We start from the raw sequence: 22,572 nt of genomic DNA on the forward strand, positions 1-22,572 counted from the left end.
ATTGAACGTTCAACCAAAAAAGATTCGGCGACGGATCGGGAACTCCGGGCGATCTTCTTCGAAGCCGCTCAGGTCTTATGGAATGACACCATTAAGGTGTATCTTGACATTGAGGGCAGAAGGCGCGATTTGCCCCGATGACGGAGAAACGGAAGCCGACCTACGATCTGGATGCCTTCAAGGCTGCATTCGACAGTGCTGGAAAGCTCCGGGCGACGGGCTCAGCGATAAGGGGGCGGCAGCACTGGGATTCGGCCGCACCGAGATCGTGGCGACACTGCAGACCATGCGGCGATCTCATTTCTACAAGTCCATGACAGCCTATGCGGATCATCGGGTCTGGCAGGACGTGCACCATGTGCCATCGTCAGCAGGGATGCTGTACGTGAAGTTTACCGCCGATACCGTGACCGAATTCCTGTTGCTGTCCTTCAAGGAGAAAGACGATGAGTGATCCCGTCTGTCCCCAGACAGGAGCGCCCATGTACCGCGACACGCGGCCTATGACGCTGTCTTACCGGACTGAAAGCATCACCTTCGACATGCCGGGATGGTACTGCGACATGTCGGGCGAAAGCATCCATACCGGTGCCGACATGAAGGTTTCCGACCGGATGCTGAACCGGCTCAAGGCCCGGACCGAAGGATTGCTCGAACCGGAGGAGGTCCGCCGCATCCGCAAGAAACTCGGACTCACCCAGGAACAGGCCGGGCAGCTCGTCGGCGGCGGCCCGCGCGCTTTTCAGAAATACGAAAACGGCGATCTGCTGCCCAGCAGGGCCATCAGCAGCGCCCTTGTCCTGCTCGACCACGACCCCGACGGTTTGAAGGTGCTCAGAGGGCGGAGCGGGAAAGCCGACATGGGGTTGCTGGATAAACCGCACGAGGGGCCGCAACCCTGAGCGGCCTCATCTATCCCGCCGCGTCAATCCTGCGCCCGAGCTGCGACGCGAGATAGCTCTGCACGATCGCCCGCGCCGTGTCGGACTTCTCGACGCCTTCGAGGGAGGCGCGCAGCCACAGCCCGTCGATCAGCGCGGCGAGGCCGGTCGCCGCCTCCTCGGCGCGATCGGAAGGCAGCAGGCGGCGCAGGTCGTAGAGCAGGTTGGAGCGCAGTCGCCGGGCGTTGACGCGCTGCAGGCGGGCCAACTCGGGTACGTGAGGGACCTGCGCCCAGAAGGCGAGCCAGGCGACGATCACGGGCCGGTCGAACTGGTTGGCCGCGAAATTGCCGTCGATGATGGCGGCGAGGCGCTGTTGCGGCGAGGAGGCCCCGGCCAGCCGTCCGACCACGTCCTGGCGCAGCTGCTGGAGAAGATTTCGCATCGTCGCCTCAAGGAGGTCGTCCTTGCTGCCGAAATAATGATGTATGATGCCGGTGGAAACGCCCGCTTCCTTGCTGATCCGTGATATGGTCGCATCAGCGAAACCGTATCGGCTGATCGACGTGATGGTCGCTTCGATCAGCTGTTGTCGGCGTATTGGCTCCATACCGACTTTCGGCATGAGTTGATCCTCACCTTCTGGTTTTATCCAAAGGGGAACTTAGCGTTTTTTTATTGGACGATCAATCAAAATAAGCTATCTGTGTTCGGCATCACGGGCATGAACTGCAGGAGTTACCTGATGCAGACCTATACGCGCACCTCCAAGTTTGGTTCCCTCGCACGCACGCTGGCCCTGGCCTTCACGGTATCGGCCGTAGCCTTGACGGTGGCGGTTCCCGGCCCCTCGGCCGCGGCGGAGCCCGACCGGTGCAGGACGGTGCGTTTCGGCGACGTCGGCTGGAGCGATATCGCGGCGACCACGGGGACGGCGTCGGTCGTGCTTCAGGGACTGGGCTACAAGACGACGACACAGATCGCCTCGGTGCCGGTGGTGTTCCTGGGACTGAAGAAGAAGGACATCGACGTCTTCCTCGGCAACTGGATGCCGACGATGGAGACCTTCATCCGGCCCTACATCGAGGACAAATCGATCGAGGTCGTGCGCGCCAACCTTGAGGGCGCCAAATACACCCTGGCGGTTCCGACCTATGCCGCCGAGGGCGGCCTGCGCGACTTCTCCGACATCGTGAGGTTCAAGGACAAGCTCGACGGCAAGATCTACGGGATCGAGGCCGGCAACGACGGCAACGTGATCATCGACAACATGATCAAGGCCGACGCCTTCGGCCTGAAGGACTTCCGGCTGGTCGAATCCAGCGAGGCCGGCATGCTGAGCCAGATCAAGCGTGCCCAGCGGTCCGAGCAGTGGGCGGTCTTCCTGGGCTGGGAACCGCACCCGATGAACAAGTCGATCGACATGACCTACCTGACCGGCGGCGACGAATGGTTCGGGCCGAACCTGGGCGGGGCGACGGTCTACACCAACGTGCCGGCGGGCTACCGGCAGACCTGCCCGAACGTCGGCAAGTTCCTCGAGAATCTCGTGTTCGACCTTGATATGGAGAACGAGATCATGACGTCGATCATCGACGAGAAGCAGGCGCCGGAAGCCGCGGCGACAGCTTGGCTGAAAAGCAATCCCGCGGTGCTGGAAACCTGGCTCAAGGGTGTCACCACCGTGGACGGCCAGGACGGTCTGGCGGCGGTCAGGAAGCACCTCGAGCTCTCTTGAACCGGGCGGGCGACCGGTCGAAGGATCGGGTCCGGGATGAAGTTTGTCGCAAAAAGGCAGGCAAACCTTGTGCAGGCGCCTAAATAATGGTCGCCTGTACGACGCGACACCCTTTCTGCCGTCCCTTTGCCCATCGGACCCGACGCCATGGACACCCGGTTGACCCCGACTGAAAAAGCCTCGCCGACCCTGGAGGACGCCTGCGTGATCCAGATCGGCGGCACCCTCGCCGATTGGGTGGGCATGGCCGACTGGATGGCGCTGGCGGCGCGCCTGGGCGCCCGGCGCCCGACCGTGATCGTGCCGACCGGTGGTCCCTTCGTCGACACGGTGCGGGATGCCGAGGACATGTGGCGCCTCCAGCCCGGCATCGTGCGCCGGATGACGCTGCTGGCGATGGACAGCTTCGCCCTGCTGCTGCACGGCATCCATCCGGAGATCGGGACGGCGGCCGGTCCGGTGGAGATGAAGGCCAACGCCGCCGCCGGTCGGGCCAGCGTGTGGTTGCCATCATCGCTGGCGGCAGCCCGGCGAGAGCTGGCGGAGGATTGGGACGCCACCTCCGACAGCCTCGCGGCGTGGCTCGCGGTGGAGATCGGCGCGGAGCGGCTGATCCTGGTCAAGGCCGGAACCTGCCCGTGCCATTCCGTCGAGGATCTCGGGGCGGATACCGCCGCGATGGTGCGCGACGGGGTGCTCAGCCCCGGCTTCCCGGTCTGGCGCCGCCGGTTCGGCGGTGCCGTCTGGTGCGTCGAGCGCGAGCGGGTGGAAGACGTGGCCGCCGCGCTGGAGCGGGGCGGCGGCTTCGGCTGCCCGCTGGCGGCGACACCCCTGCTGGGCGCCGCGGCCCCGGAACGTTAGGGCCGCGTTCCCGACCCGAGCCTCAGGCGGAGCGTCGCCCGGTCATGCGGCGGCCGATCGCGCCGGCGATCAGGCCCAGCAGCCAGACGCCCAGGGCCACGGCGAGGCTGGCTCCGATCACGAAGATCCACTGCGACTGCTGGAAGCCGCAGTCGCAGACGCTGTACAGGTACGCGAAGACCGCCCCGCCGCACAGCAGGGCGAAGATGGCATTGATCACGGCCGGCTCTCCTTTGTTCAGGCCTGGGCCGCCAGTGCGTAGAGCCGGGCCTCGGTCTCGGCCAGGACCCAGCCTTCCACCTTGACCGTCCGACCCTGGGCGAAGTCCTGGCGGATGCGGCCGCGCAGCCAGCCATGGATCTCAGCGTCGGGAGTGCCGACGAGGCGGTCGCGCTCGGCGCCGAAGATCGTGTCGACCAGCACTTCGCGCGGCTGGCACAGGGCGGCGTGGCCCTGGCAGGCGAAGCCCACGCGGCGCGCGTCGTTCGGCCGGGAGAACATCCGGAGCGCCCGTTCGGCCAGTTCGCGGTCTCCCGCCCTTTCGGGCAGGGCGAAGGCGCCGGCCGGGGACGGGGCCACGGCGGCCAGCCCGGTGACGGCGGCGAAGCCGGCGAGGGCGGTGCGGCGGGTAAGCGTCATGCGGGTGCTCATGCTGTCAACAGCCCCTTCAGATGTCCGGCCAGCCGGACGGAAAGCGCGGTGATGGTGAAGGTCGGGTTGGAGGTGCCGACGGTCGTGAAGACCGAATTGCCGACGACGTACAGATTGCCGACGCCATGGACCCTGCAGTCGGCATCGACCACGCCGTCGCGCGGATCGGCGCTCATCCGGGTCGTGCCGGCATGGTGGAAGCCCCAGGTGTCGAAGCGCGACCAGACATTGGGATCGTCCTCCATGGCGATCTGCATGCGGCCGAGGCCGAGACGCCCCAGTTCCTCGCCCATCAGTTCCATGGAGCGGACGACGCTCCGCTTCTCGATCTCCTGCGTCGCCCAGTGCAGGTTGATCCGGCGCAGGCCCAGATCGTCGACCTGGTCGGTCAGGGTGATGCGGCTGTCGGGGTTGGGGACCTGCTCGACCTCCATCTTCAGCAGCCAGACCGCCAGGTTGCCCGGATCGCCGGTGATCCTGCGGGCGAGGTTGCCGGCGACATAGTCGATGTCGCAGATGATGTTGCCGACATGGACGTTGAAGTCGCGAACCCAGCCGCCGCCCGAGATGAATTTCTTCAGCCCGTCGCGGATCGCGGCCAGCGACCGGTCGCCCTGGGTGCGGATGCCGTCATAGAGTTCCAGGCTGAACTGCGCGTTGCACATCCGCTCGGCGCGGATCGTCTCCTCGCTCAGATGCAGCGAACCCTCGATGTATTCGCCGCTGGGCACCGTGTTCCGGCGGTAGAAGCTGAGGTCGGTCGAGCCGTCCGACAGCAGGATCATGCCCGGACTGGCGACCCGGTGCTCCATGAAGAACCGGCCGACATTGTCGTGCTCGTTTCCGATGCCGTTGGGACGCACCTTGTTGGCGTTCAGCAGCATCCGCGGGTTTTCCATCCCGCCGCAGGCCAGCACGAAATGGCGGGCGCGGAAGGTGGAGCGGTTGCCCGCCGCGTTCACGACGGTCACTTCCCGGATCAGGTCCTCGGTCTCGCCGATCACCAGGTCGACGACGCTGCAATTGAGGTAGCAGGTGACGTTGGGCGACGCCTTCACGGCATCCCGGTGGACCTCGCCGAAGCGGGTCGCGTGGATCTGGGTGGCGCCGGTGTGGAACCGCTTGGGGTCGAACGGCAGAACCGGCAGGCCGGCCGCCTTGGACCAGTACTCGCCGTCGAACAGATGGGGGTTCAGGCCGATGATCTCGGTCGCGCGCGGATAGTGGGCCTTGACGTCGTCCAGGGTGATCGGCCAGCCGCTGTGCGGGATCCAGTCGCGTTTCTCGAAATCGATCGGGTCCAGGCTGCGGCAATAGCCGCCCCAATGGTTCGTCGTTCCCCCGAAATAACGCAGGCGGCAGGCGTCCAGATCGGCATACTCGATACCGGTCTGGGTGCCTTCGTAATTGGGCTGGCCGTTCTCCGGATACTCGAAGCCGCCCGCCTCGATGACGGATACCCGGAAGGGAGCACCGGTCAGTTCCAGCGCCATCGTGATGCCGGCGGCACCGGCACCGATGATGCAGATTTCAGTCTCGATGACTTCGCCGGAAGGTATCTCGGCGCCTTCTAAGATCATGTCTCAATCATTCCCTGATCACTGGCCCTGGGCACGGCGAGCGCGAGCCTATGTTTCGCCCCGGACGGGGACAATCGAGCAGGGTTGGTACCCCTATCGCCACATATCTAAGGTGGAGCAACCGGCCCGGCCACAAACGTGTTTCCCCGGCACCGACGATTCAAGGAGATCCCTATGGCACACATGGATACCGCCTTCGTGTTCGACCTGGACGGTACGCTGATCGACAGCGTTTACCAGCACGTGCTGGCATGGCAGGAAGCGCTGGACGCCGAAGGGATCGAACTGTCCGCCTGGCGCATCCACCGCAAGATCGGCATGAGCGGCGGGCTGTTCACCAACATGCTGGTCCGGGAGACCGGGCTCGACATCGACCAGGACCTGCTGGACCGGCTGCGGGCGCGCCACGCCGAGGCCTACCGGCGGCAGTCCGGCCGGCTGCGGGCCCTGCCGGGATCGCGGGAATTGCTGGCGCACCTGACGGACTCCGGCATTCCCTGGACGATCGCGACCAGCGGCCGGATGGAGACGGCGGCACCCGCGCTGGAGGTGCTGGGAATCGACCTGGAGAAGATCAAGGTCGTGACCCGCGACCAGGTCAAGTACGCCAAACCGGACCCGGACCTGTTCCTGACCGCGGCCGAACGGCTGGGCGTCGATATCCAGTCCACCATCGTGGTCGGCGACAGCATCTGGGACACCCTGGCGGCCCAGCGAGCCCGCGCGCTGAGCGTCGGCCTGCTGTGCGGCGGCTACGGCGCCGACGAGCTTCAGAGAGCGGGAGCCTTCCGGGTCTACGAGGATCCGGCCGACCTGCTGAAGCACCTGGACGAGGTCGGCGGCCGGCGCTGACCGGCGGCGAGCCGGGCCAGGAACAAGGAATGCCGACAATGCGTTCTGTCCGGCATGGAAAATTCCTATCCGCTGCCGCGCACGGCGCGGGCGAATATCGCCCGCCGGCCGTTGGTTGCCAAGGCCTGCTCCCCGGAACCGACCGGGGTGGCGGGCCTTGACCTGATCGTCCGCAATTTCTGTCTTGACGACCCCGGACCCGTCGCCCAGGCGGTCAAGATCGCGGGACGATACGGCATCAAGCGGCACGTCCTGATCCCCGCCTTCGCCCTGTGCTGGGCGGCGGGCAGCCATCGTGACCTGTCGGCGCTGGAGCGGGCCGGCAGGATCGGCGTGACCGGCGTGGTGGCGACGGCGCTGGTGTCCGAAGCGATCAAGCGCAACCTGTGCCGCTCCCGCCCCTGCGACTGCGGCGATGCTGGCGAATGGGGCACCGAGGGCGCCCGCTCCTTCCCCTCCGGCCATGCTGGAAGCGCCTTCGCGGCCGCTACGGCGGTGGCCGTCGCGGCCGGGGATCGGCGGATCGGCGCGGGCGTCTTCACGGTAGCCGGCTTGCTGGCGGGCGGCCGGGTCTACGCCGACCGGCACTGGACCTCCGACGTGGTCGCCGGGGCCGTCCTGGGCACGGCGGTCACCGCGCTGGCGGCGTGGTGGCTGGGTGTACGGCGCTAGGAGAGAATAAGGAGATGGTGTCCGCGGCGGGATTCGAACCCACGGCCCCAGGATTCATCCCACTTCGGCTTTCGCCGCCGCCGGGCTATCGATATGCCCGGCGTTCGTGGTCTGGACTGTCCCTTCACCATGGGCCGAAGCCGACAGGTGCCGCCCGTCCAGTCTCTACACCTTCCCCGACCTTTCGGAGGGGGCTTGGCTCGGGATCGGCACGGTGCCGTCGGCACCGGAGCTTTCCCCGACTTTGAGCGGATCCGCCGCGCGGTTTCCCTTCGCGACGCCCAATTGAACTAGGAATCCTGTGCTCTATCCTGCTGAGCTACGCGGACATTATCTCCTGTGGAATGTCTAGCGGTTTTCGCCCCCTGCGGCAACCCGCAAATCGCCCACCCCGGATCAACCTGCCCGTATCGACCTGGGGCACCGGCCATGCTATTTCCATAGGCATGACCGACACCGCCCAGACCGATTCCGTCCCGACGGAAACCGCCGCCAAACAAGCCGATGGCCTCTACCTGGTGGATGGCTCCGGATTCATCTTCCGCGCCTACCACGCCATTCCGCCGCTGACCCGCGCCGACGGCACCCCGGTCAACGCGGTGATGGGCTTCACCAACATGCTGATGAAGCTGCTGGCGGACCATCATGCCGAGGCGGTGGCGGTGGTCTTCGACAGCAAGCGGCTGAACTTCCGGAACGAGTTCTACGCCGACTACAAGGCCCACCGGCCCGAGCCGCCGGAGGAGCTGAAGCCCCAGTTCGGCATCATCCGCGAGGCGGTCGAGGCCTTCTGCGTGCCGTCGATCGAGCTGGAGGGGTACGAGGCCGACGACCTGATCGCGACATACGCGCGCCTCGCCCGCGAGCAGGGACGGCAGGTCACGATCGTCTCGTCCGACAAGGACCTGATGCAGCTGGTCAGCGACGGCGTCGCCATGCTGGACCCGATGAAGAACAAGCCGATCGGGCCGGAAGAGGTCTTCGAGAAATTCGGCGTGACGCCGGACAAGGTGGTGGACGTGCAGGCGCTGGCCGGCGACCCGGTGGACAACGTGCCGGGCGTTCCCGGCATCGGCGTCAAGACCGCGGCCCAGCTGATCGGCGAGTACGGCGACCTGGAACAGTTGCTGGAGCGGGCCGGCGAGATCAAGCAGCCCAAGCGCCGCCAGGCCCTGATCGACAATGCGGAGCTGGCACGGATCTCCAAGCGGCTGGTCCGGCTGGACGACCAGGCACCGGTGCCGGTGCCGCTCGACGACCTGAAGGTGCGCGAGCCCGACCACGAGAAGCTGCTGGGCTTCCTGCGGCAGCAGGGCTTCCGGTCGATCATCACCCGGGTCGAGAACGAGATCCGCGCCGACGGCAAGCTGGTGGACGGCGCCTCCGCCCCGGCGGGCACGGCGGCCCTGGCGGGCGGATCGACCGCGCCGGAGGCTAAGCCCCGGGCCCGGTTCGACGGCAAGGGAAGTTACGAACTGGTCCAGACCGCCGAGGCGCTGGACCGCTGGATCGCGGCCGCCTATGCCGCCGGAACGGTCGCGGTCGATACCGAAACCGACTCGCTGAGCGCGTGCAGCACCCGGCTGGTCGGCGTCTCGATGGCGGTCGAACAGGGGGCGGCCTGCTATATCCCGGTCGGCCATGTCGGCCCGGGGGGAGCGCCGGCGGAAGGATCGCTCGACCTCAGCCCGTCCGACGCGCCGCCGCAGCTGCCGATCGCCGAGGTGGTGGCGAAGCTGAAGCCGCTTCTGGAAGACCCGGCCGTGCTGAAGGTCGGGCATAACCTGAAATTCGACATCCAGGTGTTCGGCAGCCACGGCATCCGGCTCGCCCCGATCGATGACACCATGTTGATCAGCTACGTGCTGGAGACGGGGCTGCACGGCCATGGCATGGACGAGCTGTCGAAGCTCCATTGCGACTATACGCCGATCACCTATGACCAGGTGACCGGCACCGGCAAGTCGCGGGTCACCTTCGACCGGGTGCCGCTGGACAAGGCGACCGAGTACGCGGCGGAGGACGCCGACGTGACGCTCCGCCTCCACCACGCGCTGAAGCCCCGGCTGGTGCCGGAGCGGCTGACAACGCTCTACGAGACGATCGAGCGGCCGCTGGTCCCCGTCATCGCCGACATGGAGGCCTGCGGCATCCTGGTGGACCGCGACGTGCTGAAGGAGCTGTCGGGCGATCTGGCGTCCAGGCTGGCCGAGCTGGAGACGGAGATCCACCGGCTGGCCGGCCATCCCTTCAATGTCGGCTCGCCCAAGCAGCTGGGCGACGTGCTGTTCGGCGAGATGGGATTGCAGGGCGGCAAGAAGGGCAAGACGGGCGCCTATTCCACCGACAGCGCCACGCTGGAGCCGCTGGCCGAGCAGGGCCACGACATCGTGCAGAAAGTGCTGGACTGGCGCCAGTTCTCCAAACTGAAGAGCACCTACACCGACAGCCTGCAGCAGCAGATCGATGCCAAGACCGGCCGGGTCCACACCTCGTTCTCGCTGGCGATCACCAACACCGGCCGGCTGTCGTCCAACGATCCCAACCTGCAGAACATCCCGATCCGCACCGAGGAGGGCCGCAAGATCCGCCGCGCCTTCATCGCCAAGCCGGGCCATGTGCTGCTGTCGGTGGACTATTCCCAGATCGAGCTGCGGCTGGTCGCCGAGATGGCCGGGATCGAGGCGCTGAAGCACGCCTTCCGCGAGAACATCGACATCCATGCCATGACCGCGTCCCAGGTGTTCGGCGTGCCGCTGGACCAGATGACCGGGGAAATCCGGCGCAAGGCCAAGGCGATCAATTTCGGCATCATCTACGGCATCAGCGGCTTCGGCCTGGGCCGCCAGCTCGGCATCCCGGCGGGGGAGGCAAACGCCTTCATCAAGAGATACCTGGAGCGCTTCTCGGAACTGGCCGCCTTCATGGAGCAGACGAAGGAGTTCTGCCGGAAGAACGGCTACGTCACGACCCTGTTCGGCCGCCGCTGCCATATCCAGGGCATCACCGAGCGCAACCCGGCGCGCCGCCAGTTCGCCGAGCGCCAGGCGATCAACGCGCCGATCCAGGGGACCGCGGCCGACATCATCAAGCGCGCCATGGTCCGCATACCCGCGGCGCTGGAAGCCGCCGGCCTGACGGGCCGCATGCTGCTGCAGGTCCACGACGAACTGGTGTTCGAGGTCCCGGAAGCCGAGGCCGCCGAGACCTCCGACACCGTGCGCCGCGTCATGGAAGGCGCCGCGAGCCTCGGCGTGCCGCTGGTCGCCGAGGCCGGCACGGGACACAGCTGGGCCGACGCGCACTGAGCGCGGCGGCCTTCGGCATCAGTAATCAGTTAGCCCTGCGGCCCGTGAACACCGCGTCGAGGTTGGGGGCGTCGAGAACGTTCTCGGCCCATTCGTTCAGATCGCCGTCGGGAGCGCCGAGCACCCGTTCCAGCGTCGACTCGGGCACGGCACCGAAGCGCCGCCGCAGCAAGCGTAACAACATGTCGGCCTTGCCCTCCGCCTTGCCTTCCGCCTTCCACTGTTCCGCTGCGATCGACATGATCCTGGCCTCCTGACCTGGAACGATCTCCGTCAGCGCGTCCCGAAGGACCGCCGCGTTGATCTCGTTCGGTTCGGCGATAAGGTAGCGTACCAGGGCAACCAAGTCATCAAAGCCGATGGCCAGCGCCGCCCGGCCGAGCTTCACCAGCAACTCGTAAAGGTCGCCGCGGCGGCTGCCATGCTTCAGGATCAGCAAGCCGACCCGAAGCACCTTTTCGCGCGACAGGCTGGCGTCATCGATGCGGCCCAGATCGGCTAGCGAATAGCGGAAATCCAGGAGGTACGGCCGGAGCATCTCGTCGCCCAGTTCCATTCCGGCGGCGAAATCGAGGGGTATCCGCCACTCCGCCTCGCCGTGATAGACCACGAGCGGCAGGATGGGCGGCAGCGGCTTCAGCCTGCCTTCGGCGTCCCTGCCCTCCCGCTGGACCCACCACTGCCAGATCTTGACCTCGTAGCCGAGCAACTGGAGGCCGATCCGCGGCTCGGGCCAGGCCTTGTGCTCGAGCAGGGCGTAGATGAAGGCGGCCCCGCCCGTGAGGGTGCGGGTCCGGTAAAGCCGGTCGGTGCGGTATTCCTGAAGCTCCCGATCGACGAAGGAGCCGTGCTCCAGCACGGGATCCTCCGGGGACAACTGGCGGGCGACCTCTTCCGGAAGGCGCTCGCGGATCAGCGCGCCTGCCGCGCCGGGCTGATCGAGCAGGCGTTTGAAGAAATGGTCGTGGCGCTGGATCAGGCGGGAGGTCATCGACGGGAACATCCGGTTGGGGAATCATGCGGAAGTATTCGCATGCCCGACCGGCGTTTCCCTATCGAAGCGTCCGCCGCGCGGCTGCGTCAAATCGGCCGCGCGGCGGTGCTCGGATCAGACCGCGACCTTGAACTCGGCCTCGGTCTTGGACTTGATGTCGTCCACGGTCACGCCGGGGGCGACCTCGATCAGGGTCAGGCCGCCGCCGGTCTCATCGACCGTGAAGACGCCCATGTCGGTGATGATCATGTCGACCACCGCGGCCCCGGTCAGCGGCAGGGTGCACTGCTTCAGGATCTTCGGCTCGCCATCCTTGGAGGCGTGCTCCATCACCACGACGACCTTCTTGACGCCGGCGACCAGGTCCATGGCGCCGCCCATGCCCTTGACCATCTTGCCCGGGATCATCCAGTTGGCGAGGTCGCCGTTGGCCGCCACCTGCATGGCGCCGAGGATCGACAGGTCGATATGGCCGCCGCGGATCATGCCGAAGCTGTCCGCGCTGCTGAAATAGCTGGTCTTCGACAGCTCGGTGATCGTCTGCTTGCCGGCATTGATCAGGTCGGGATCCTCTTCCCCCTCGTAGGGGAACGGGCCCATGCCGAGCATGCCGTTCTCGCTCTGGAGCGTCACCTCGATCCCTTCGGGGATGTAGTTCGCCACCAGGGTCGGGATGCCGATGCCCAAGTTGACGTAGAAGCCGTCGCGCAGTTCCTTCGCGGCGCGCGCCGCCATCTCTTCGCGGGTCCAAGCCATTATGTTTTCTCCTCCCCTTTTGGTCAGGCGCGCTTGCGCACGGTGCGCTGCTCGATGCGCTTGCCGGCATCGGCCACGTGGATGATGCGCTTGACGAAGATGCCGGGCGTGATGATGTGGTCGGGATCGATCTCGCCGGGCTGCGCCAGGTGCTCGACCTCGGCCACGGTGACCTTGGCCGCCGTCGCCATCATCGGGTTGAAGTTGCGCGCGGTCTTGCGGTAGACGAGGTTGCCCTCGGTGTCGCCCTTCCAGGCATGGACCACTGCCAGGTCGGCGAACAGGCCGCGCTCCATCACGTAGGTCTCGCCGTCGAACTCGCGGATCTCCTTGCCGTCGGCGACCGAGGTGCCGACGCCCGTCTTGGTGAAGAAGGCCGGGATGCCGGCGCCGCCGGCGCGGATGCGTTCGGCCAGGGTACCCTGCGGGTTGAACTCGATCTCCAGCTCGCCGGCCAGGTACTGCTTGGCGAAGGTCTTGTTCTCGCCGACATAGGACGAGATCATCTTGGCAATCTGGCGGGTCTCCAGCAGGACGCCCAGGCCGACATTGTCGATGCCCGCGTTGTTGGAGATCACGGTCAGGCCCTTCACCCCGGAATCGCGGATCGCCTCGATCAGCACCTCCGGGATGCCGCACAGGCCGAAGCCGCCGGCCATGATCGTCATGTCGTCGAAGAGCAACCCTTCCAGGGCGCTCTTGGCGTCGGCGTAGACCTTCTTCATCCCTTTATCCTTGTCTCTTTATCGTTGTTACGCCCATTGATCCGGCCCACGGCCTGATCGGCGCACTTGCCCGCCGTCAACCGGGCCGTTACCGTCAGGGCCATTGCCGCCGGAGCCATTGTCTCCAGGGATAGTGCGGTGCGACATGCCCTGTCAATCCGGCGCATGCCGGCAAGCGGATCTTCCCTACGGCTTTGACCGTTTCCCGCGGCCTCATCCAACGGCGAGATCGTCCATATGCCCAACCCCATACCCGGGACACCGCATCCGCCATGCTCGACCTGGCATTGACCTCGGCCGTGGCGCTGCTGGTGACGATCGATCCGATCGGCACCGGCCCGGTGTTCGCGGCGCTGACCCGCGGGTCCGATGATGCCCACCGCCGCCGGATGGCGGTCAAGGGCGTCCTGATCGCGGCCGGCATCCTGTTCGTCTTCGCCTTCGTCGGCGATTTCCTGCTCCGCGCCCTGGGCATCGGCTTCCCGGCCTTCAGGATCGCCGGCGGCATCCTGCTTCTGCTGCTCGCCATCGACATGGCTTTCGCCCGGCCGAGCGGCCTGCGCAGCACGACCGAGCCGGAGCAGGAGGAAGCGACCCACAAGGAGGACATCTCGGTCTTTCCGCTGGCGATTCCCTTGATCGCGGGTCCCGGCGCGCTGACCTCCCTGCTGCTTCTGATGGGCAAGACCGACGGCGACCCGCTCGCCCGGGCGGTCGTCCTGGGCGTACTGGCGCTGGTGCTGCTGGCCAACCTGGCGGTCCTGCTGGCGGCGGGCCGGATGACCAAGCTGATGGGCGTGACGGGGGTCAACGTGGTCAACCGCATCCTGGGCATCCTGCTGGCGGCGCTGGCCTGCCAGTTCGTGATCGACGGCATCCTGCAGAGCGGAATCGTCAGGACATGAGCGCGCACTGGACCATCGGCTTCGACGGCGACGACACGCTGTGGCACAACGAATCGATCTTCTCCATGACCCAGGAGAGGTTTCGGGCCATCCTGGGCGGGATCGACGCCGGAGAGGTCGACCGCCGGCTACTGGAGATCGAGCGCCGCAACCTCGGGCTGTTCGGCTACGGCATCAAGGGCTTCGTCCTGTCGATGATCGAGACCGCGATCGAGGTGACGGACGGACGGGTGGACGCCCGGGACATCCAGACCCTGATCGAAGCCGGCAAGTCGATGCTGGCCCATCCGGTGGAGCTGCTCGACGGCGTCGCCGAGACGGTCGAGTATCTCAGCCACAGCCACCGGCTGGTGCTGATCACCAAGGGCGACCTGTTCGACCAGGAAAGCAAGATCGCCCGCTCCGGCCTGGCCGAGCTGTTCGACCGGATCGAGATCGTGTCGGAGAAGGACCCGGAAACCTACCGCCGGGTGCTGGCCCGCCACGACATCGCGCCCGAGCGCTTCCTGATGGTCGGCAACTCCGTCCGGTCCGACATCCTGCCGGTGCTCGAGGTCGGCGGGCAGGCGGTCCACGTTCCCTATCACATCACCTGGGCCCACGAGCATGTCGAGCCCCCGGCCGAAGGCTACCGGCGGATCGACGGCATGGCGGAGCTGACCGGCGTGATCGCGACGCTATGATGCGGCAGGACGAGAACCGGAAAGGCCCCGTCGGCGACGGCGACGAGGACGGACGTCCCGATCCCCGCCTGACCGGGCTGACCGCCGGGTTCGTCGGTGAAGTCCGCGCCTGCCTGGGCGCTGACCGCATCGACCGGGTCCGGGCGCTGGCCGAGCCGCTGGGTCCCGCCGACCTAGCCGACCTCCTGGAGTCCCTCGACCCGCGCGAGCGCGCCCGGGTGATCGGGGCGATCCGCGACAGCTTCGACCCGACCGTGCTGATCGAGCTGGACGACAGCGTCCGGCTGGAGGTGGTGGAACAGTTCGACACCGCCGACCTGGCGGCGGCCATCGCCCACCTGGAGAGCGACGACGCCCTGTACCTGATCGAGACGCTGGACGAGGACCGCCGGATCGCCGTGATGCAGGCCATGCCGGCCGCCTTCCGCGACATCCTGGAACAGGGGCTCGCATATCCCGAATCCAGCGCCGGCCGCCTGATGCAGCGCGACGTGGTGGCGGTACCGGGTTTCTGGACGGTCGGCGAGGTGATCGACTTCCTGCGCCGCAGCCAGGGGCTGCCCGACGACTTCTACGACCTGGTCGTGGTCGATCCTGCCCACCGCCCGGTCGGCACGGTGCCGACCAGCCGCGTGCTCCGTAATCCCCGCGGAACGAGGGTCTCGGAGATCATGGAGGACCGGGGACTGAGCGTTCCCGCCACCATGGACCAGGAGCAGGTGGCCGATATCTTCCGCCGCAACGACCTGATCAGCGTGCCGGTGGTCGATGCCGCCGGGCGCGTGGTCGGCGCGATCACCGTGGACGACATCGTCGACGTGATCGACGAGGAGGCGGAGGAGGACCTACTGGGCCTGGCGCGCGCCGGCGAGCGGGACATCTATGCCTCGCCGTTGCGCACCGCCCGGCGGCGCCAGAGCTGGCTGCTGATCACCCTGGTCAACACGATCCTGGCCTCCCTGGTGATCTCGCGCTTCGAAGGGGCGATCGAGCGGATCGTGGCGCTGGCCGTGCTGATGCCGATCGTCGCCGCCATGGGCGGGAATGCCGGCATGCAGGTCATCACGGTCATGGTCCGGGCGCTGGCCGCGCGCGACCTCGCCGCGGGCGGCACCTGGCGGGTGGTCGGCAAGGAGGTGGTGGTCGGGGTCATGAACGGCATCGTCTTCGCGACGGTCATGGGGACCATCGCGACCCTGTGGTTCGGCGAGGCGGCCCTGGGGCTGGTGCTGGCCAGCGCCATGATGTTCAACATGGTGTGGGCCGGGCTGGCCGGAACCCTGATCCCGCTGACGCTCGACCGCTTCCGGATCGACCCCGCCGTGGCCGCCGGCCCGCTCCTGACGACAACCACCGATGTGCTTGGCTTCTTCGTGTTCCTGGGGCTCGCCAGCACCTTCCTGCTGTGACGCCGGCCGGACTTCGGCGTCAGACGATCACCTTGTTGTTCAGCAGCGCCAGCATCGGCACGTCGCTCGGCCGGTTGCCGTATCCCCAGGTCTCGCCGAACGGGCCGTGGTGGTGCAGGTAGGCGGAAACCCGCTGGGCCTTCATCGCGCGCACGCAGTTGCCGCCCTTCATGTGGCCGGTCAGGACGCCGCCCTCCTCCTCCAGCCCGGTCGCCAGCAGATCGTCTACGCCCAGCCCGCGCAGCAGGACCGGCATGTAGAGGGCGAGCGCTCCCGTCGCGACCACGATGCGGCGGCCGGCATCCTGGTGCGCCTTCAGGGCATCCAGGACGGGGCGGTTCCAGCGCGTCCAGCCGGCCAGCCGTTCGGCTGCCGCCGCCGCCTCCGCCACCGGGACGCCGGCGAGCGTCTGGCGCAGCAGGATCGCCTTGGTAGAGGTCCGGATATCGTCGCCGAGCTGGCGCCTCGTCGCGTGGAGCTGGATCGCCCCATGCACCGCCCGGGCCAGCGACAGCCGCGCCCGGCGCGAGCCCACGATCTGCGACAGGAACGGCAGCAGGCTGTCGCCGCGGACCAGCGTTCCGTCGAAATCGAAGAAGGCGATCCCCCGCCGATCGCCAGGAGACCCGTTTCCGGACCCGGTCGGTTCATGCGCCGGGGATGGGTGCGGCGACGGAAGGGTTTTGCCGGTACTCACGGTTCGACGGCTCGGTAAGGGCGACCGGGCGATCAAATACCGCAGTCTTCCCAACGGCTCAACCCCGCAGATCGGCCCGGAATCGCCGATCGCCCCGAAATGGGGACACAGTCTAAAGTTGCCGATAATTAGTTTGAGATGCGACTTTCGTCAGGCTCGGCTGTTGGGACGGTGACCGGGGCTGCGGAACAACGCGGCAGGACAACGATCAGCTCAACCGGGAGCCGGGGAATGGAGAGCCTTGAACCATGCGTATTCTCATCGTCGAGGACGAAGCGATCATCGCCCTTTGCATCGGAATGACGCTGCAGGAGGCCGGGCACGAGGTCATGGGACCGGTGGCGACGCTGGACGAATGCATGAAGCTGGCGGAGCGGACCATGCCGGAACTGGCGCTGGTGGACATCAATCTGGAAGCGGCGGGGAGCGGCGTCGACGTGGCACGCGAGATGCTGGAACGCTGGGGCGTGATGTCGATCTTCGTGAGCGCCCAGGAAGTCGTCGCCAGGCGTAGCCGGGACGCGGCCGTCGGCTACCTGAACAAGCCGTTCGACACGCGGACGCTGCTGGAAAGCGTCGAGGTCGCGGAGCTTCTCCAGCAGGGCTCCACGCCGACCAGGGTGCCGAACGGGCTGGAGCTATTCGTCGAGACCGAGGGCGAGCAACAACAGGAGCCCTGGCAGGCCGCCCTGGAGCGGGCGCAGGTTCCACGAGCGCAATAACGGAGTCAGGACGACCTCCCCCCGTGAGCCCCGGGCTCCGGGGCCGCCGCGGTGCCGAGTATCGTCCAGCGCTCGGTCTCGGCGTTGAGGGCGGCGCCGAACAGCACCGCGTATGCCAGCATGTAGAGCCAGATCATCATCGTCAGCACCGCGCCGGTCAGCCCGAACGCCATTTCGTAATGGGCGACCTCGCGGACATAGAACGAGAACACCAGCGAGATGACCATCCACAGGGCGGAGGCCACGACCGCGCCCCAGCCGACCCACCGCCATTTCGGGGAGGATCGGCAGGGTGCCACCCGGTAGCAGACCGACAGCGCGACGACGATGATCACGCCGACCAGCGGCCATCGGCCGACCGACGCGGCCATCGCCCAGGCCGGCCCCAGGGACGGATCCCGGGACGACTGCTCGGCCAGCGCGCCGACCAGGGCGGGACCGGCGGTCAGGATGCCGATCGACGCCACCACCAGCACCGAGGCGCCGAGCCCCAGCAGCAGGGCCAGTCCATTGAGGGCTAAGAAGCCCCGCGTCTCCACTTCGCCATAGGCATTGTTGAGCGCGGCCATCAGCGCCCGCATGCCGAACAGGGCGCTCCACAGCAGCATCAGGACGGTGCCCGCCAGCCCCCAGCCGAACTGGTCGCCCGATCCGCGGGCGGTCGCCACCAGATTGCCGAAGATCGCCCTCATCGCCTCGTCCGGCAGGATGGCCTCCAATTCCTGGATCCAGGACCGGACGGCGGTGCCGCCGCCCAGCAGACCGTAACTCAGCACCAGAAGAGCCAGCGTAGGGATCAGCGTGTAGAAGCCGAAGAAGGCGACGCCGGCGGCGGCGACCCACAGCGCCTGGTCGTTCGAGGTGTTCCATACCCGCTTCAGGATCACCCACCAGCCGGCACGGGAGATCGCGGCGGGATGGGCGGCCTCCTGTCCTGACCGTTCCGAATCGTCAGACATCCCGTGACATCGCCGTGAAATCGGCGGCAGGAACACCAGCCGCAAGGAAATTCCGCGAAATCGACCCATGTCCATGACCGGCTTTCCCTGTCCCAGGGTCGCAAGCCGGCATGAGCTGGCAATCAAACCACTTCGGAAGTCGTTCGGTTCGACTTCGGTGCGGCGCGTGTCGACTATGTTTTGTCATCATGCCTCGGAAATACAGGAATGCTTGGGCGCCGTCGCTGTTGCTGAGGCGAGATAACCATCCAGGAGGAAACCATGGCTGATCTTACGGGTATTCTGGGCACGATGCTCGCCACGGGCATGGCCGGCCGAAGCCGCCGCGGTCCGGCCTTCTCGTCATCGCCGTTCGGCATGGGCGGAAGCGGCATGGGAAGCGGCCTCGGCGGAGGTCTCGGTGGCCTGGGGGGCGGCATGGGAGGCGGCGGCATGCGCTCGGCCGGAATGGGCGGCGGCATGGACATCAAGCATGTGGCCGGCCTGGGCGCCCTGGGATACCTGGCCTACAAGGCTTTCCAGGAGCGGCAGACGAACATGGGCAGCCAGGGGGGCGGCCAGGGCGGCGGGGCCTCGCCGGCCGGCGGATCGTCCTCCGGCGGGCTCGGCGACATGATCGGCGGCATCTTCGGCGGCGGGCAGCGCGGCGGCCAGGGAAGCCAGGCGGGCTCGGGCGGCGGCCTTGGCGACCGGCTGGCCGGGATGTTCGGCCAGCAGCGGCAGGACACCCCCCAGCCGGCGGACGAACCGGACGCCTATCCCGACGTCGCCATGGAGGACGAACGCGCGCTCCTGCTGATCCGCGCGATGATCGCCGCGGCGAACGCGGACGGCGAGATCACCGCCGACGAGCGCCAGCGGATCCTCGGGAAGCTCGACGAGGCCGGCGCCGGTCCCGATGAGAAGCGGGTCGTCGAACGCGAGCTGGCGTCCCCGATGTCCACGGACGCCCTGGTCCGCGAGGTCCGCGACCCCGCGACGGCCGAGCAGGTCTACCTGGCCTCGGCCCTGGCGATCGAGCCGGACACCCAGGCCGAACGGTCCTACCTGCAATATCTCGCGGCCCGCCTCAACCTGGACCCCCAGCGGGCGGAGCAGTTGCATAAGGTCGCCTGACCCTGCGGAGGGACGCGCGGGAGCGTCCCTCCCCCTCCATTTTTCCGGAAGAAGCGAGCCCTCCAGATGCATTTCTCCAAGCTGCTGTGCGGCCTCGCCGCGCTTTGGCTGCTGGCCGCGTGCAGCGCGGCACCGGAAGCGGACCCCAGTGACGGACCCGAGATCGAGGTTCCGGTCGGCTCCGGCTCTCCGGCGCAGTGAACCGACCCCAGGGACCCGGCCCCCGGAAAGCACCTGCACGAAGGCTATAAGCTGATCGAGATGGCGCGATCAATCCCGGGACGGGCGGTTTGCAATCCCGCCGATCAACCGGTTCATCGGCCAAATCACTCTTCGGCCAAATCACTCTTCGGATCGCGCGGCAGCCTTTCGACGCCGCGCATCGTCACCCGACCCCATCCCATAAGCAATAAACCTGGAGGACCCACCATGTCCCAAACGCGCTTCGGTGCCCTGGCCCTGGCAGTTTTCGTCGTATCCGGCTGCTCCACGCCTTTCGGCCTGTCCAACCTCGGCGGCGAGACATCGTCGCTCAGCGCCGCCGACCGCACCTTCATCTCCCAGGCGGCCTACGGCAGCCTCGCCGAGGTCGAGCTGGGGGAGATGGCGCAGCAGCAGGCCTCCAGCCCGCAGGTCCGTGATTTCGGCCAAAGGATGGTGACCGAGCATACCCAGATGAACGAGGATCTGATCCAGGTCGCGTCGGCCAAGGGCGTCACGCCGCCCAGCTCGCCCGATCCCGGCCGCGCCGCCGTGGCCGACATGCTGGGCGAGCTGTCGGGCCAGGAATTCGACCGGCAATACGTCCAGCAGCAGCTCCTCGACCATCAGGTCTCGGAGACCCTGTTCGAGAACCAGGCCGAGAATGGGCAGGACGTCGAGTTGAGGCAGTTTGCCCGGCGCTACGAGCCAATCATCGAGCGGCACGTGGAGATGCTGCGCCGGATGGCCTCCCAGCGCGTCTCCTCGAACTGATCCCAGTCCCGGACCGGGAGGCGCTCCCCGCCTCCCGCTTCGCGGCTTGTGCCGACGGCCCGGGTGCGGCTAACTGTCCCCAACCGTGACAGTGAAGAAGCCCGCCATGACGCCCTCCCCGAAGACGCCGCGGCCGATCATCATCGATACCGATCCGGGGCAGGATGACGCGGTCGCCATCCTGCTCGCCTTCGCGGCTCCCGAGGAACTCTCCGTCCTGGGGATCACCGCGGTCGCCGGCAACGTGCCGCTGCCCCTGACGGAAAAGAACGTCCGGAAGATCTGCGAACTGGCGGGCAGGCCCGATACTCCCGTCTATGCCGGCTGCGCGCGGCCCATGGTGCGCCGGGGCGTCACGGCGGAGCATGTCCACGGCAGGACCGGCCTGGACGGCCCCGACCTGCCCGAGCCGACCATGGCCCTGCGGCCGGGACACGGCGTGGATTTCCTGGTCGAGACCCTGATGGCGGCGCACGACGCCTCGGTCACTCTGTGCATGCTGGGCCCGCTGACCAACCTGGGCATGGCGCTGGTCAAGGAGCCGGCGATCGTCACCAAGATCCGCGAGGTCGTGCTGATGGGCGGCGGCTGGCGGGAGACCGGCAACATCACCCCGGCGGCCGAATTCAACATCCATGTCGATCCCCACGCCGCGCACAATGTGTTCGCGTCGGGCGTGCCGATCACCATGATGCCGCTGGACGTGACCCACAAGGCGCTGACGACCCGCAAGCGGGTGGATCGCTTCCGGGCGCTGGGCACGCCGGTGGGAACGGCGGTGGCCGATCTGCTGGGCTTTTTCGAACGGTTCGACGAGGGCAAGTACGGGACCGACGGCGCCCCCCTGCACGACCCCTGCGTGATCGCCTGGCTGCTGCGGCCCGACCTGTTCAAGGGCCGCCGAGTCGCCGTGGAGATCGAGACCGGGTCGGAGCGGACCATGGGCATGACCGTGGTCGACTGGTGGGGCGTGACCGCCAGGCCGGCCAACGCCCTGGTGATCGACCAGATCGATGCCGACGGTTTCTTCGACCTGCTGAGCGAACGGCTTTCCCGTTTCCGGTGACTTGGAAGGTCAGGCAGCGGCCAGCGCCGAGTCGGCCTGGATCGCCCGGCGCACCGCGGCCTCCCGGCGGGCGGCCTCGCGCCGGCGTGCCAGTTCGTAGGCGAAGGCGCCCAGGATGGTCAGGCCGATCATGATGACCGACAGCGCGTTGACCGCCGGCGTCAGGCCAGTGCGGACCTTCGACGCGATATAGACGGTCAGCGTGGTGTCCAGGCCGCGCACGAAGATGGTCGTGTTGTAGTTCTCGAAGCTCTGCAGGAAGGCGATGAAGGCGGCCGACAGGATCGCCGGCATCAGGTACGGCAAGGTGATCCGCCGGAACACCTGGAGATGGCTGGCCCCCAGGTCGAGCGCCGCCTCCTCCAGCGTCAGGTCGAACCGCTGGAGCCGGGCCATGAACAGCAGCATGGCATAGGCCGCGATGAAGCTGGACTGGGCGATCACGGTCAGGAAGATACCGCCCTTGACGTCGAGCCAGCGGTCCCAGAACACCAGCGTCGAGATCCCGATGATCACGCCGGGCGTCAGCAGCGGCGAGACCATGACGGCATAGAGCACCGTGCGCGCCCGGCTCGTCAGCCGGTACAGCAGCAGGGCCGCGGCCAATCCGATCGGCACCGCCAGGGCGATAACCCCCAGGGCTATCACGAAACTTGTCCACAGGGCTGTCCACATGGCGCCGTCGTTCCACAGCACCTTGAACCAGTCGAGCGTGAAGCCCAGCCACGGCGCCACGGTCGGGAAGCGGCTGGTGTTGAAAGTCGCGGCGGTCATGATGATCAGCGGCAGGAACAGATAGCCGAAGAACACCACGAGATAGAGCGTCACCAGGGCGGAGCGGATGCGGTCGGCGGTCATCAAACGGTCTCCTGCTGCGCTGTCCACATGTTTCCACACCCCGGTTGCCGGCGGCGCCCGAACGTTAATTCTTGGCTAACCAGAATATCGGCCGGACCTTCCCCGGCTTTACCAGATGCTGCGGCCGATGCCTATTATATTGCTTCCAGTACCTTGTTAAACCT

25 protein-coding genes are annotated in these 22,572 nt (G+C 67.1%); 15 read left to right on the forward strand and 10 right to left on the reverse strand.

All coding sequences use genetic code 11. The features are described 5' to 3' along the window. Positions 1-103 precede the first annotated feature (103 nt). The gene (locus tag JL100_RS26655) at positions 104-454 is read left to right on the forward strand and encodes a type II toxin-antitoxin system MqsR family toxin (protein ID WP_228420926.1); all 351 of its coding nucleotides are present in this window, start codon (positions 104-106) and stop codon (positions 452-454) included. Further along, positions 447-902 carry a type II toxin-antitoxin system MqsA family antitoxin gene (locus tag JL100_RS26660; RefSeq protein ID WP_202683560.1) on the forward strand — a complete coding sequence of 152 codons (456 nt, stop codon included), beginning with the start codon at positions 447-449 and terminating at the stop codon, positions 900-902. The genes JL100_RS26655 and JL100_RS26660 overlap by 8 nt, the downstream gene beginning before the upstream one ends. Positions 903-912: 10 nt before the next feature. On the opposite strand, the gene betI is transcribed toward JL100_RS26660, so the two are convergent. Further along, positions 913-1,506, reverse strand: a complete 594-nt coding sequence (betI, locus tag JL100_RS26665; RefSeq protein ID WP_202683559.1) for a transcriptional regulator BetI — start codon at positions 1,504-1,506, stop codon at positions 913-915. Between the two features lie 120 nt (positions 1,507-1,626). Here betI and JL100_RS26670 point away from each other — a divergent pair, with 120 nt between their 5' ends. After that, on the forward strand, positions 1,627-2,619 hold the full coding sequence (locus tag JL100_RS26670) for a choline ABC transporter substrate-binding protein (protein ID WP_202683558.1): 993 nt from the start codon (positions 1,627-1,629) through the stop codon (positions 2,617-2,619). Between the two features lie 147 nt (positions 2,620-2,766). Then, a complete protein-coding gene (locus JL100_RS26675) occupies positions 2,767-3,480 on the forward strand; it encodes an amino acid kinase family protein (RefSeq protein ID WP_202683557.1) in 714 nt (237 codons plus the stop codon). A gap of 22 nt (positions 3,481-3,502) precedes the next feature. Here JL100_RS26675 and JL100_RS26680 read toward each other — a convergent pair whose 3' ends face one another. Genes JL100_RS26680 through JL100_RS26690 form a run of 3 tightly spaced genes read right to left on the reverse strand, consistent with a single transcriptional unit; the run spans position 3,503 to position 5,711 of the window. After that, the gene (locus JL100_RS26680; protein ID WP_202683556.1) at positions 3,503-3,700 is read right to left on the reverse strand and encodes a hypothetical protein; all 198 of its coding nucleotides are present in this window, start codon (positions 3,698-3,700) and stop codon (positions 3,503-3,505) included. Between the two features lie 17 nt (positions 3,701-3,717). Next, on the reverse strand, positions 3,718-4,119 hold the full coding sequence (locus JL100_RS26685) for a hypothetical protein (RefSeq protein ID WP_202683555.1): 402 nt from the start codon (positions 4,117-4,119) through the stop codon (positions 3,718-3,720). Between the two features lie 8 nt (positions 4,120-4,127). Beyond that, positions 4,128-5,711 (reverse strand): FAD-dependent oxidoreductase, encoded by a 1,584-nt coding sequence (locus tag JL100_RS26690; RefSeq protein ID WP_202683554.1) that lies wholly within the window; start codon positions 5,709-5,711, stop codon positions 4,128-4,130. Positions 5,712-5,885: 174 nt separating this feature from the next. Here JL100_RS26690 and JL100_RS26695 point away from each other — a divergent pair, with 174 nt between their 5' ends. From JL100_RS26695 to polA, 3 genes are all read left to right on the forward strand, one after another. Beyond that, entirely contained in the window at positions 5,886-6,563 is a 678-nt protein-coding gene (locus JL100_RS26695; protein WP_201075153.1) for an HAD family hydrolase, read from the forward strand. A gap of 54 nt (positions 6,564-6,617) precedes the next feature. Further along, a complete protein-coding gene (locus tag JL100_RS26700; RefSeq protein ID WP_202683553.1) occupies positions 6,618-7,235 on the forward strand; it encodes a phosphatase PAP2 family protein in 618 nt (205 codons plus the stop codon). 446 nt (positions 7,236-7,681) lie between these two features. Continuing rightward, complete coding sequence (polA, locus tag JL100_RS26705) at positions 7,682-10,543, forward strand: DNA polymerase I (RefSeq protein ID WP_202683552.1); 2,862 nt, start codon at positions 7,682-7,684, stop codon at positions 10,541-10,543. A 25-nt stretch (positions 10,544-10,568) separates the two neighbouring features. On the opposite strand, the gene JL100_RS26710 is transcribed toward polA, so the two are convergent. The 3 genes from JL100_RS26710 to JL100_RS26720 all read right to left on the reverse strand — a co-directional run bounded on the left by JL100_RS26710 (position 10,569) and on the right by JL100_RS26720 (position 13,018). Further along, positions 10,569-11,534, reverse strand: coding sequence for an Rpn family recombination-promoting nuclease/putative transposase (locus JL100_RS26710; protein ID WP_202683551.1), 966 nt, complete (start codon positions 11,532-11,534; stop codon positions 10,569-10,571). Positions 11,535-11,651: 117 nt separating this feature from the next. After that, positions 11,652-12,293: a CoA transferase subunit B gene (locus JL100_RS26715; RefSeq protein ID WP_202683550.1), complete on the reverse strand. Its 642-nt coding sequence runs from the start codon at positions 12,291-12,293 to the stop codon at positions 11,652-11,654. A 23-nt stretch (positions 12,294-12,316) separates the two neighbouring features. Next, on the reverse strand, positions 12,317-13,018 hold the full coding sequence (locus tag JL100_RS26720) for a CoA transferase subunit A (RefSeq protein ID WP_158047512.1): 702 nt from the start codon (positions 13,016-13,018) through the stop codon (positions 12,317-12,319). A 272-nt stretch (positions 13,019-13,290) separates the two neighbouring features. Between JL100_RS26720 and JL100_RS26725 the strand changes: the two genes are divergently transcribed. From JL100_RS26725 to mgtE, 3 genes are read left to right on the forward strand one after another with little or no spacing between them, the layout of a single operon-like run. Then, positions 13,291-13,923: a MarC family protein gene (locus JL100_RS26725; RefSeq protein ID WP_202683549.1), complete on the forward strand. Its 633-nt coding sequence runs from the start codon at positions 13,291-13,293 to the stop codon at positions 13,921-13,923. Next, the gene (locus JL100_RS26730) at positions 13,920-14,606 is read left to right on the forward strand and encodes an HAD family hydrolase (protein ID WP_202683548.1); all 687 of its coding nucleotides are present in this window, start codon (positions 13,920-13,922) and stop codon (positions 14,604-14,606) included. The genes JL100_RS26725 and JL100_RS26730 overlap by 4 nt, the downstream gene beginning before the upstream one ends. Next, positions 14,603-16,015 carry a magnesium transporter gene (mgtE, locus tag JL100_RS26735; RefSeq protein WP_202683547.1) on the forward strand — a complete coding sequence of 471 codons (1,413 nt, stop codon included), beginning with the start codon at positions 14,603-14,605 and terminating at the stop codon, positions 16,013-16,015. The genes JL100_RS26730 and mgtE overlap by 4 nt, the downstream gene beginning before the upstream one ends. 19 nt (positions 16,016-16,034) lie before the next feature. On the opposite strand, the gene JL100_RS26740 is transcribed toward mgtE, so the two are convergent. Continuing rightward, complete coding sequence (locus tag JL100_RS26740; RefSeq protein WP_202683546.1) at positions 16,035-16,712, reverse strand: HAD-IB family hydrolase; 678 nt, start codon at positions 16,710-16,712, stop codon at positions 16,035-16,037. 248 nt (positions 16,713-16,960) lie between these two features. On the opposite strand from JL100_RS26740, the gene JL100_RS26745 reads away from it, so the two are divergent. Then, positions 16,961-17,434, forward strand: a complete 474-nt coding sequence (locus JL100_RS26745) for a response regulator (RefSeq protein WP_202683545.1) — start codon at positions 16,961-16,963, stop codon at positions 17,432-17,434. 5 nt (positions 17,435-17,439) lie between these two features. Here the strand turns inward: JL100_RS26745 and JL100_RS26750 are convergent, their stop codons facing one another. Further along, positions 17,440-18,393 carry a YihY/virulence factor BrkB family protein gene (locus tag JL100_RS26750; protein ID WP_202683544.1) on the reverse strand — a complete coding sequence of 318 codons (954 nt, stop codon included), beginning with the start codon at positions 18,391-18,393 and terminating at the stop codon, positions 17,440-17,442. 261 nt (positions 18,394-18,654) lie between these two features. On the opposite strand from JL100_RS26750, the gene JL100_RS26755 reads away from it, so the two are divergent. The 4 genes from JL100_RS26755 to JL100_RS26765 all read left to right on the forward strand — a co-directional run bounded on the left by JL100_RS26755 (position 18,655) and on the right by JL100_RS26765 (position 21,550). After that, positions 18,655-19,509 (forward strand): tellurite resistance TerB family protein, encoded by an 855-nt coding sequence (locus tag JL100_RS26755; RefSeq protein ID WP_202683543.1) that lies wholly within the window; start codon positions 18,655-18,657, stop codon positions 19,507-19,509. Between the two features lie 66 nt (positions 19,510-19,575). Then, positions 19,576-19,710 (forward strand): hypothetical protein, encoded by a 135-nt coding sequence (locus tag JL100_RS36585; protein ID WP_267133592.1) that lies wholly within the window; start codon positions 19,576-19,578, stop codon positions 19,708-19,710. Between the two features lie 228 nt (positions 19,711-19,938). Beyond that, on the forward strand, positions 19,939-20,484 hold the full coding sequence (locus tag JL100_RS26760; protein ID WP_202683542.1) for a DUF4142 domain-containing protein: 546 nt from the start codon (positions 19,939-19,941) through the stop codon (positions 20,482-20,484). A gap of 106 nt (positions 20,485-20,590) precedes the next feature. Next, the gene (locus tag JL100_RS26765; RefSeq protein ID WP_202683541.1) at positions 20,591-21,550 is read left to right on the forward strand and encodes a nucleoside hydrolase; all 960 of its coding nucleotides are present in this window, start codon (positions 20,591-20,593) and stop codon (positions 21,548-21,550) included. A 9-nt stretch (positions 21,551-21,559) separates the two neighbouring features. Here JL100_RS26765 and JL100_RS26770 read toward each other — a convergent pair whose 3' ends face one another. After that, a complete protein-coding gene (locus tag JL100_RS26770; RefSeq protein ID WP_202683540.1) occupies positions 21,560-22,408 on the reverse strand; it encodes an ABC transporter permease in 849 nt (282 codons plus the stop codon). Between the last annotated feature and the right edge of the window lie 164 nt (positions 22,409-22,572).

The sequence above is a fragment of the Skermanella mucosa genome (assembly GCF_016765655.2).
In the GTDB taxonomy this organism is placed as follows: Bacteria; Pseudomonadota; Alphaproteobacteria; order Azospirillales; family Azospirillaceae; genus Skermanella; species Skermanella mucosa.

What these genes read in the sequence shown, in the direction of transcription:
- JL100_RS26660 (WP_202683560.1), top strand. Translation starts at nt 447, where the DNA reads ATGAGTGATCCCGTCTGTCCCCAGACAGGAGCGCCCATGTACCGCGAC.
- betI (WP_202683559.1), bottom strand. Translation starts at nt 1,506, where the DNA reads ATGCCGAAAGTCGGTATGGAGCCAATACGCCGACAACAGCTGATCGAA.
- JL100_RS26670 (WP_202683558.1), top strand. Translation starts at nt 1,627, where the DNA reads ATGCAGACCTATACGCGCACCTCCAAGTTTGGTTCCCTCGCACGCACG.
- JL100_RS26675 (WP_202683557.1), top strand. Translation starts at nt 2,767, where the DNA reads ATGGACACCCGGTTGACCCCGACTGAAAAAGCCTCGCCGACCCTGGAG.
- JL100_RS26685 (WP_202683555.1), bottom strand. Translation starts at nt 4,119, where the DNA reads ATGACGCTTACCCGCCGCACCGCCCTCGCCGGCTTCGCCGCCGTCACC.
- JL100_RS26690 (WP_202683554.1), bottom strand. Translation starts at nt 5,711, where the DNA reads ATGATCTTAGAAGGCGCCGAGATACCTTCCGGCGAAGTCATCGAGACT.
- JL100_RS26695 (WP_201075153.1), top strand. Translation starts at nt 5,886, where the DNA reads ATGGCACACATGGATACCGCCTTCGTGTTCGACCTGGACGGTACGCTG.
- JL100_RS26700 (WP_202683553.1), top strand. Translation starts at nt 6,618, where the DNA reads ATGGAAAATTCCTATCCGCTGCCGCGCACGGCGCGGGCGAATATCGCC.
- polA (WP_202683552.1), top strand. Translation starts at nt 7,682, where the DNA reads ATGACCGACACCGCCCAGACCGATTCCGTCCCGACGGAAACCGCCGCC.
- JL100_RS26710 (WP_202683551.1), bottom strand. Translation starts at nt 11,534, where the DNA reads ATGACCTCCCGCCTGATCCAGCGCCACGACCATTTCTTCAAACGCCTG.
- JL100_RS26715 (WP_202683550.1), bottom strand. Translation starts at nt 12,293, where the DNA reads ATGGCTTGGACCCGCGAAGAGATGGCGGCGCGCGCCGCGAAGGAACTG.
- JL100_RS26720 (WP_158047512.1), bottom strand. Translation starts at nt 13,018, where the DNA reads ATGAAGAAGGTCTACGCCGACGCCAAGAGCGCCCTGGAAGGGTTGCTC.
- JL100_RS26725 (WP_202683549.1), top strand. Translation starts at nt 13,291, where the DNA reads ATGCTCGACCTGGCATTGACCTCGGCCGTGGCGCTGCTGGTGACGATC.
- JL100_RS26730 (WP_202683548.1), top strand. Translation starts at nt 13,920, where the DNA reads ATGAGCGCGCACTGGACCATCGGCTTCGACGGCGACGACACGCTGTGG.
- mgtE (WP_202683547.1), top strand. Translation starts at nt 14,603, where the DNA reads ATGATGCGGCAGGACGAGAACCGGAAAGGCCCCGTCGGCGACGGCGAC.
- JL100_RS26745 (WP_202683545.1), top strand. Translation starts at nt 16,961, where the DNA reads ATGCGTATTCTCATCGTCGAGGACGAAGCGATCATCGCCCTTTGCATC.
- JL100_RS26750 (WP_202683544.1), bottom strand. Translation starts at nt 18,393, where the DNA reads ATGTCTGACGATTCGGAACGGTCAGGACAGGAGGCCGCCCATCCCGCC.
- JL100_RS26755 (WP_202683543.1), top strand. Translation starts at nt 18,655, where the DNA reads ATGGCTGATCTTACGGGTATTCTGGGCACGATGCTCGCCACGGGCATG.
- JL100_RS36585 (WP_267133592.1), top strand. Translation starts at nt 19,576, where the DNA reads ATGCATTTCTCCAAGCTGCTGTGCGGCCTCGCCGCGCTTTGGCTGCTG.
- JL100_RS26760 (WP_202683542.1), top strand. Translation starts at nt 19,939, where the DNA reads ATGTCCCAAACGCGCTTCGGTGCCCTGGCCCTGGCAGTTTTCGTCGTA.
- JL100_RS26765 (WP_202683541.1), top strand. Translation starts at nt 20,591, where the DNA reads ATGACGCCCTCCCCGAAGACGCCGCGGCCGATCATCATCGATACCGAT.
- JL100_RS26770 (WP_202683540.1), bottom strand. Translation starts at nt 22,408, where the DNA reads ATGACCGCCGACCGCATCCGCTCCGCCCTGGTGACGCTCTATCTCGTG.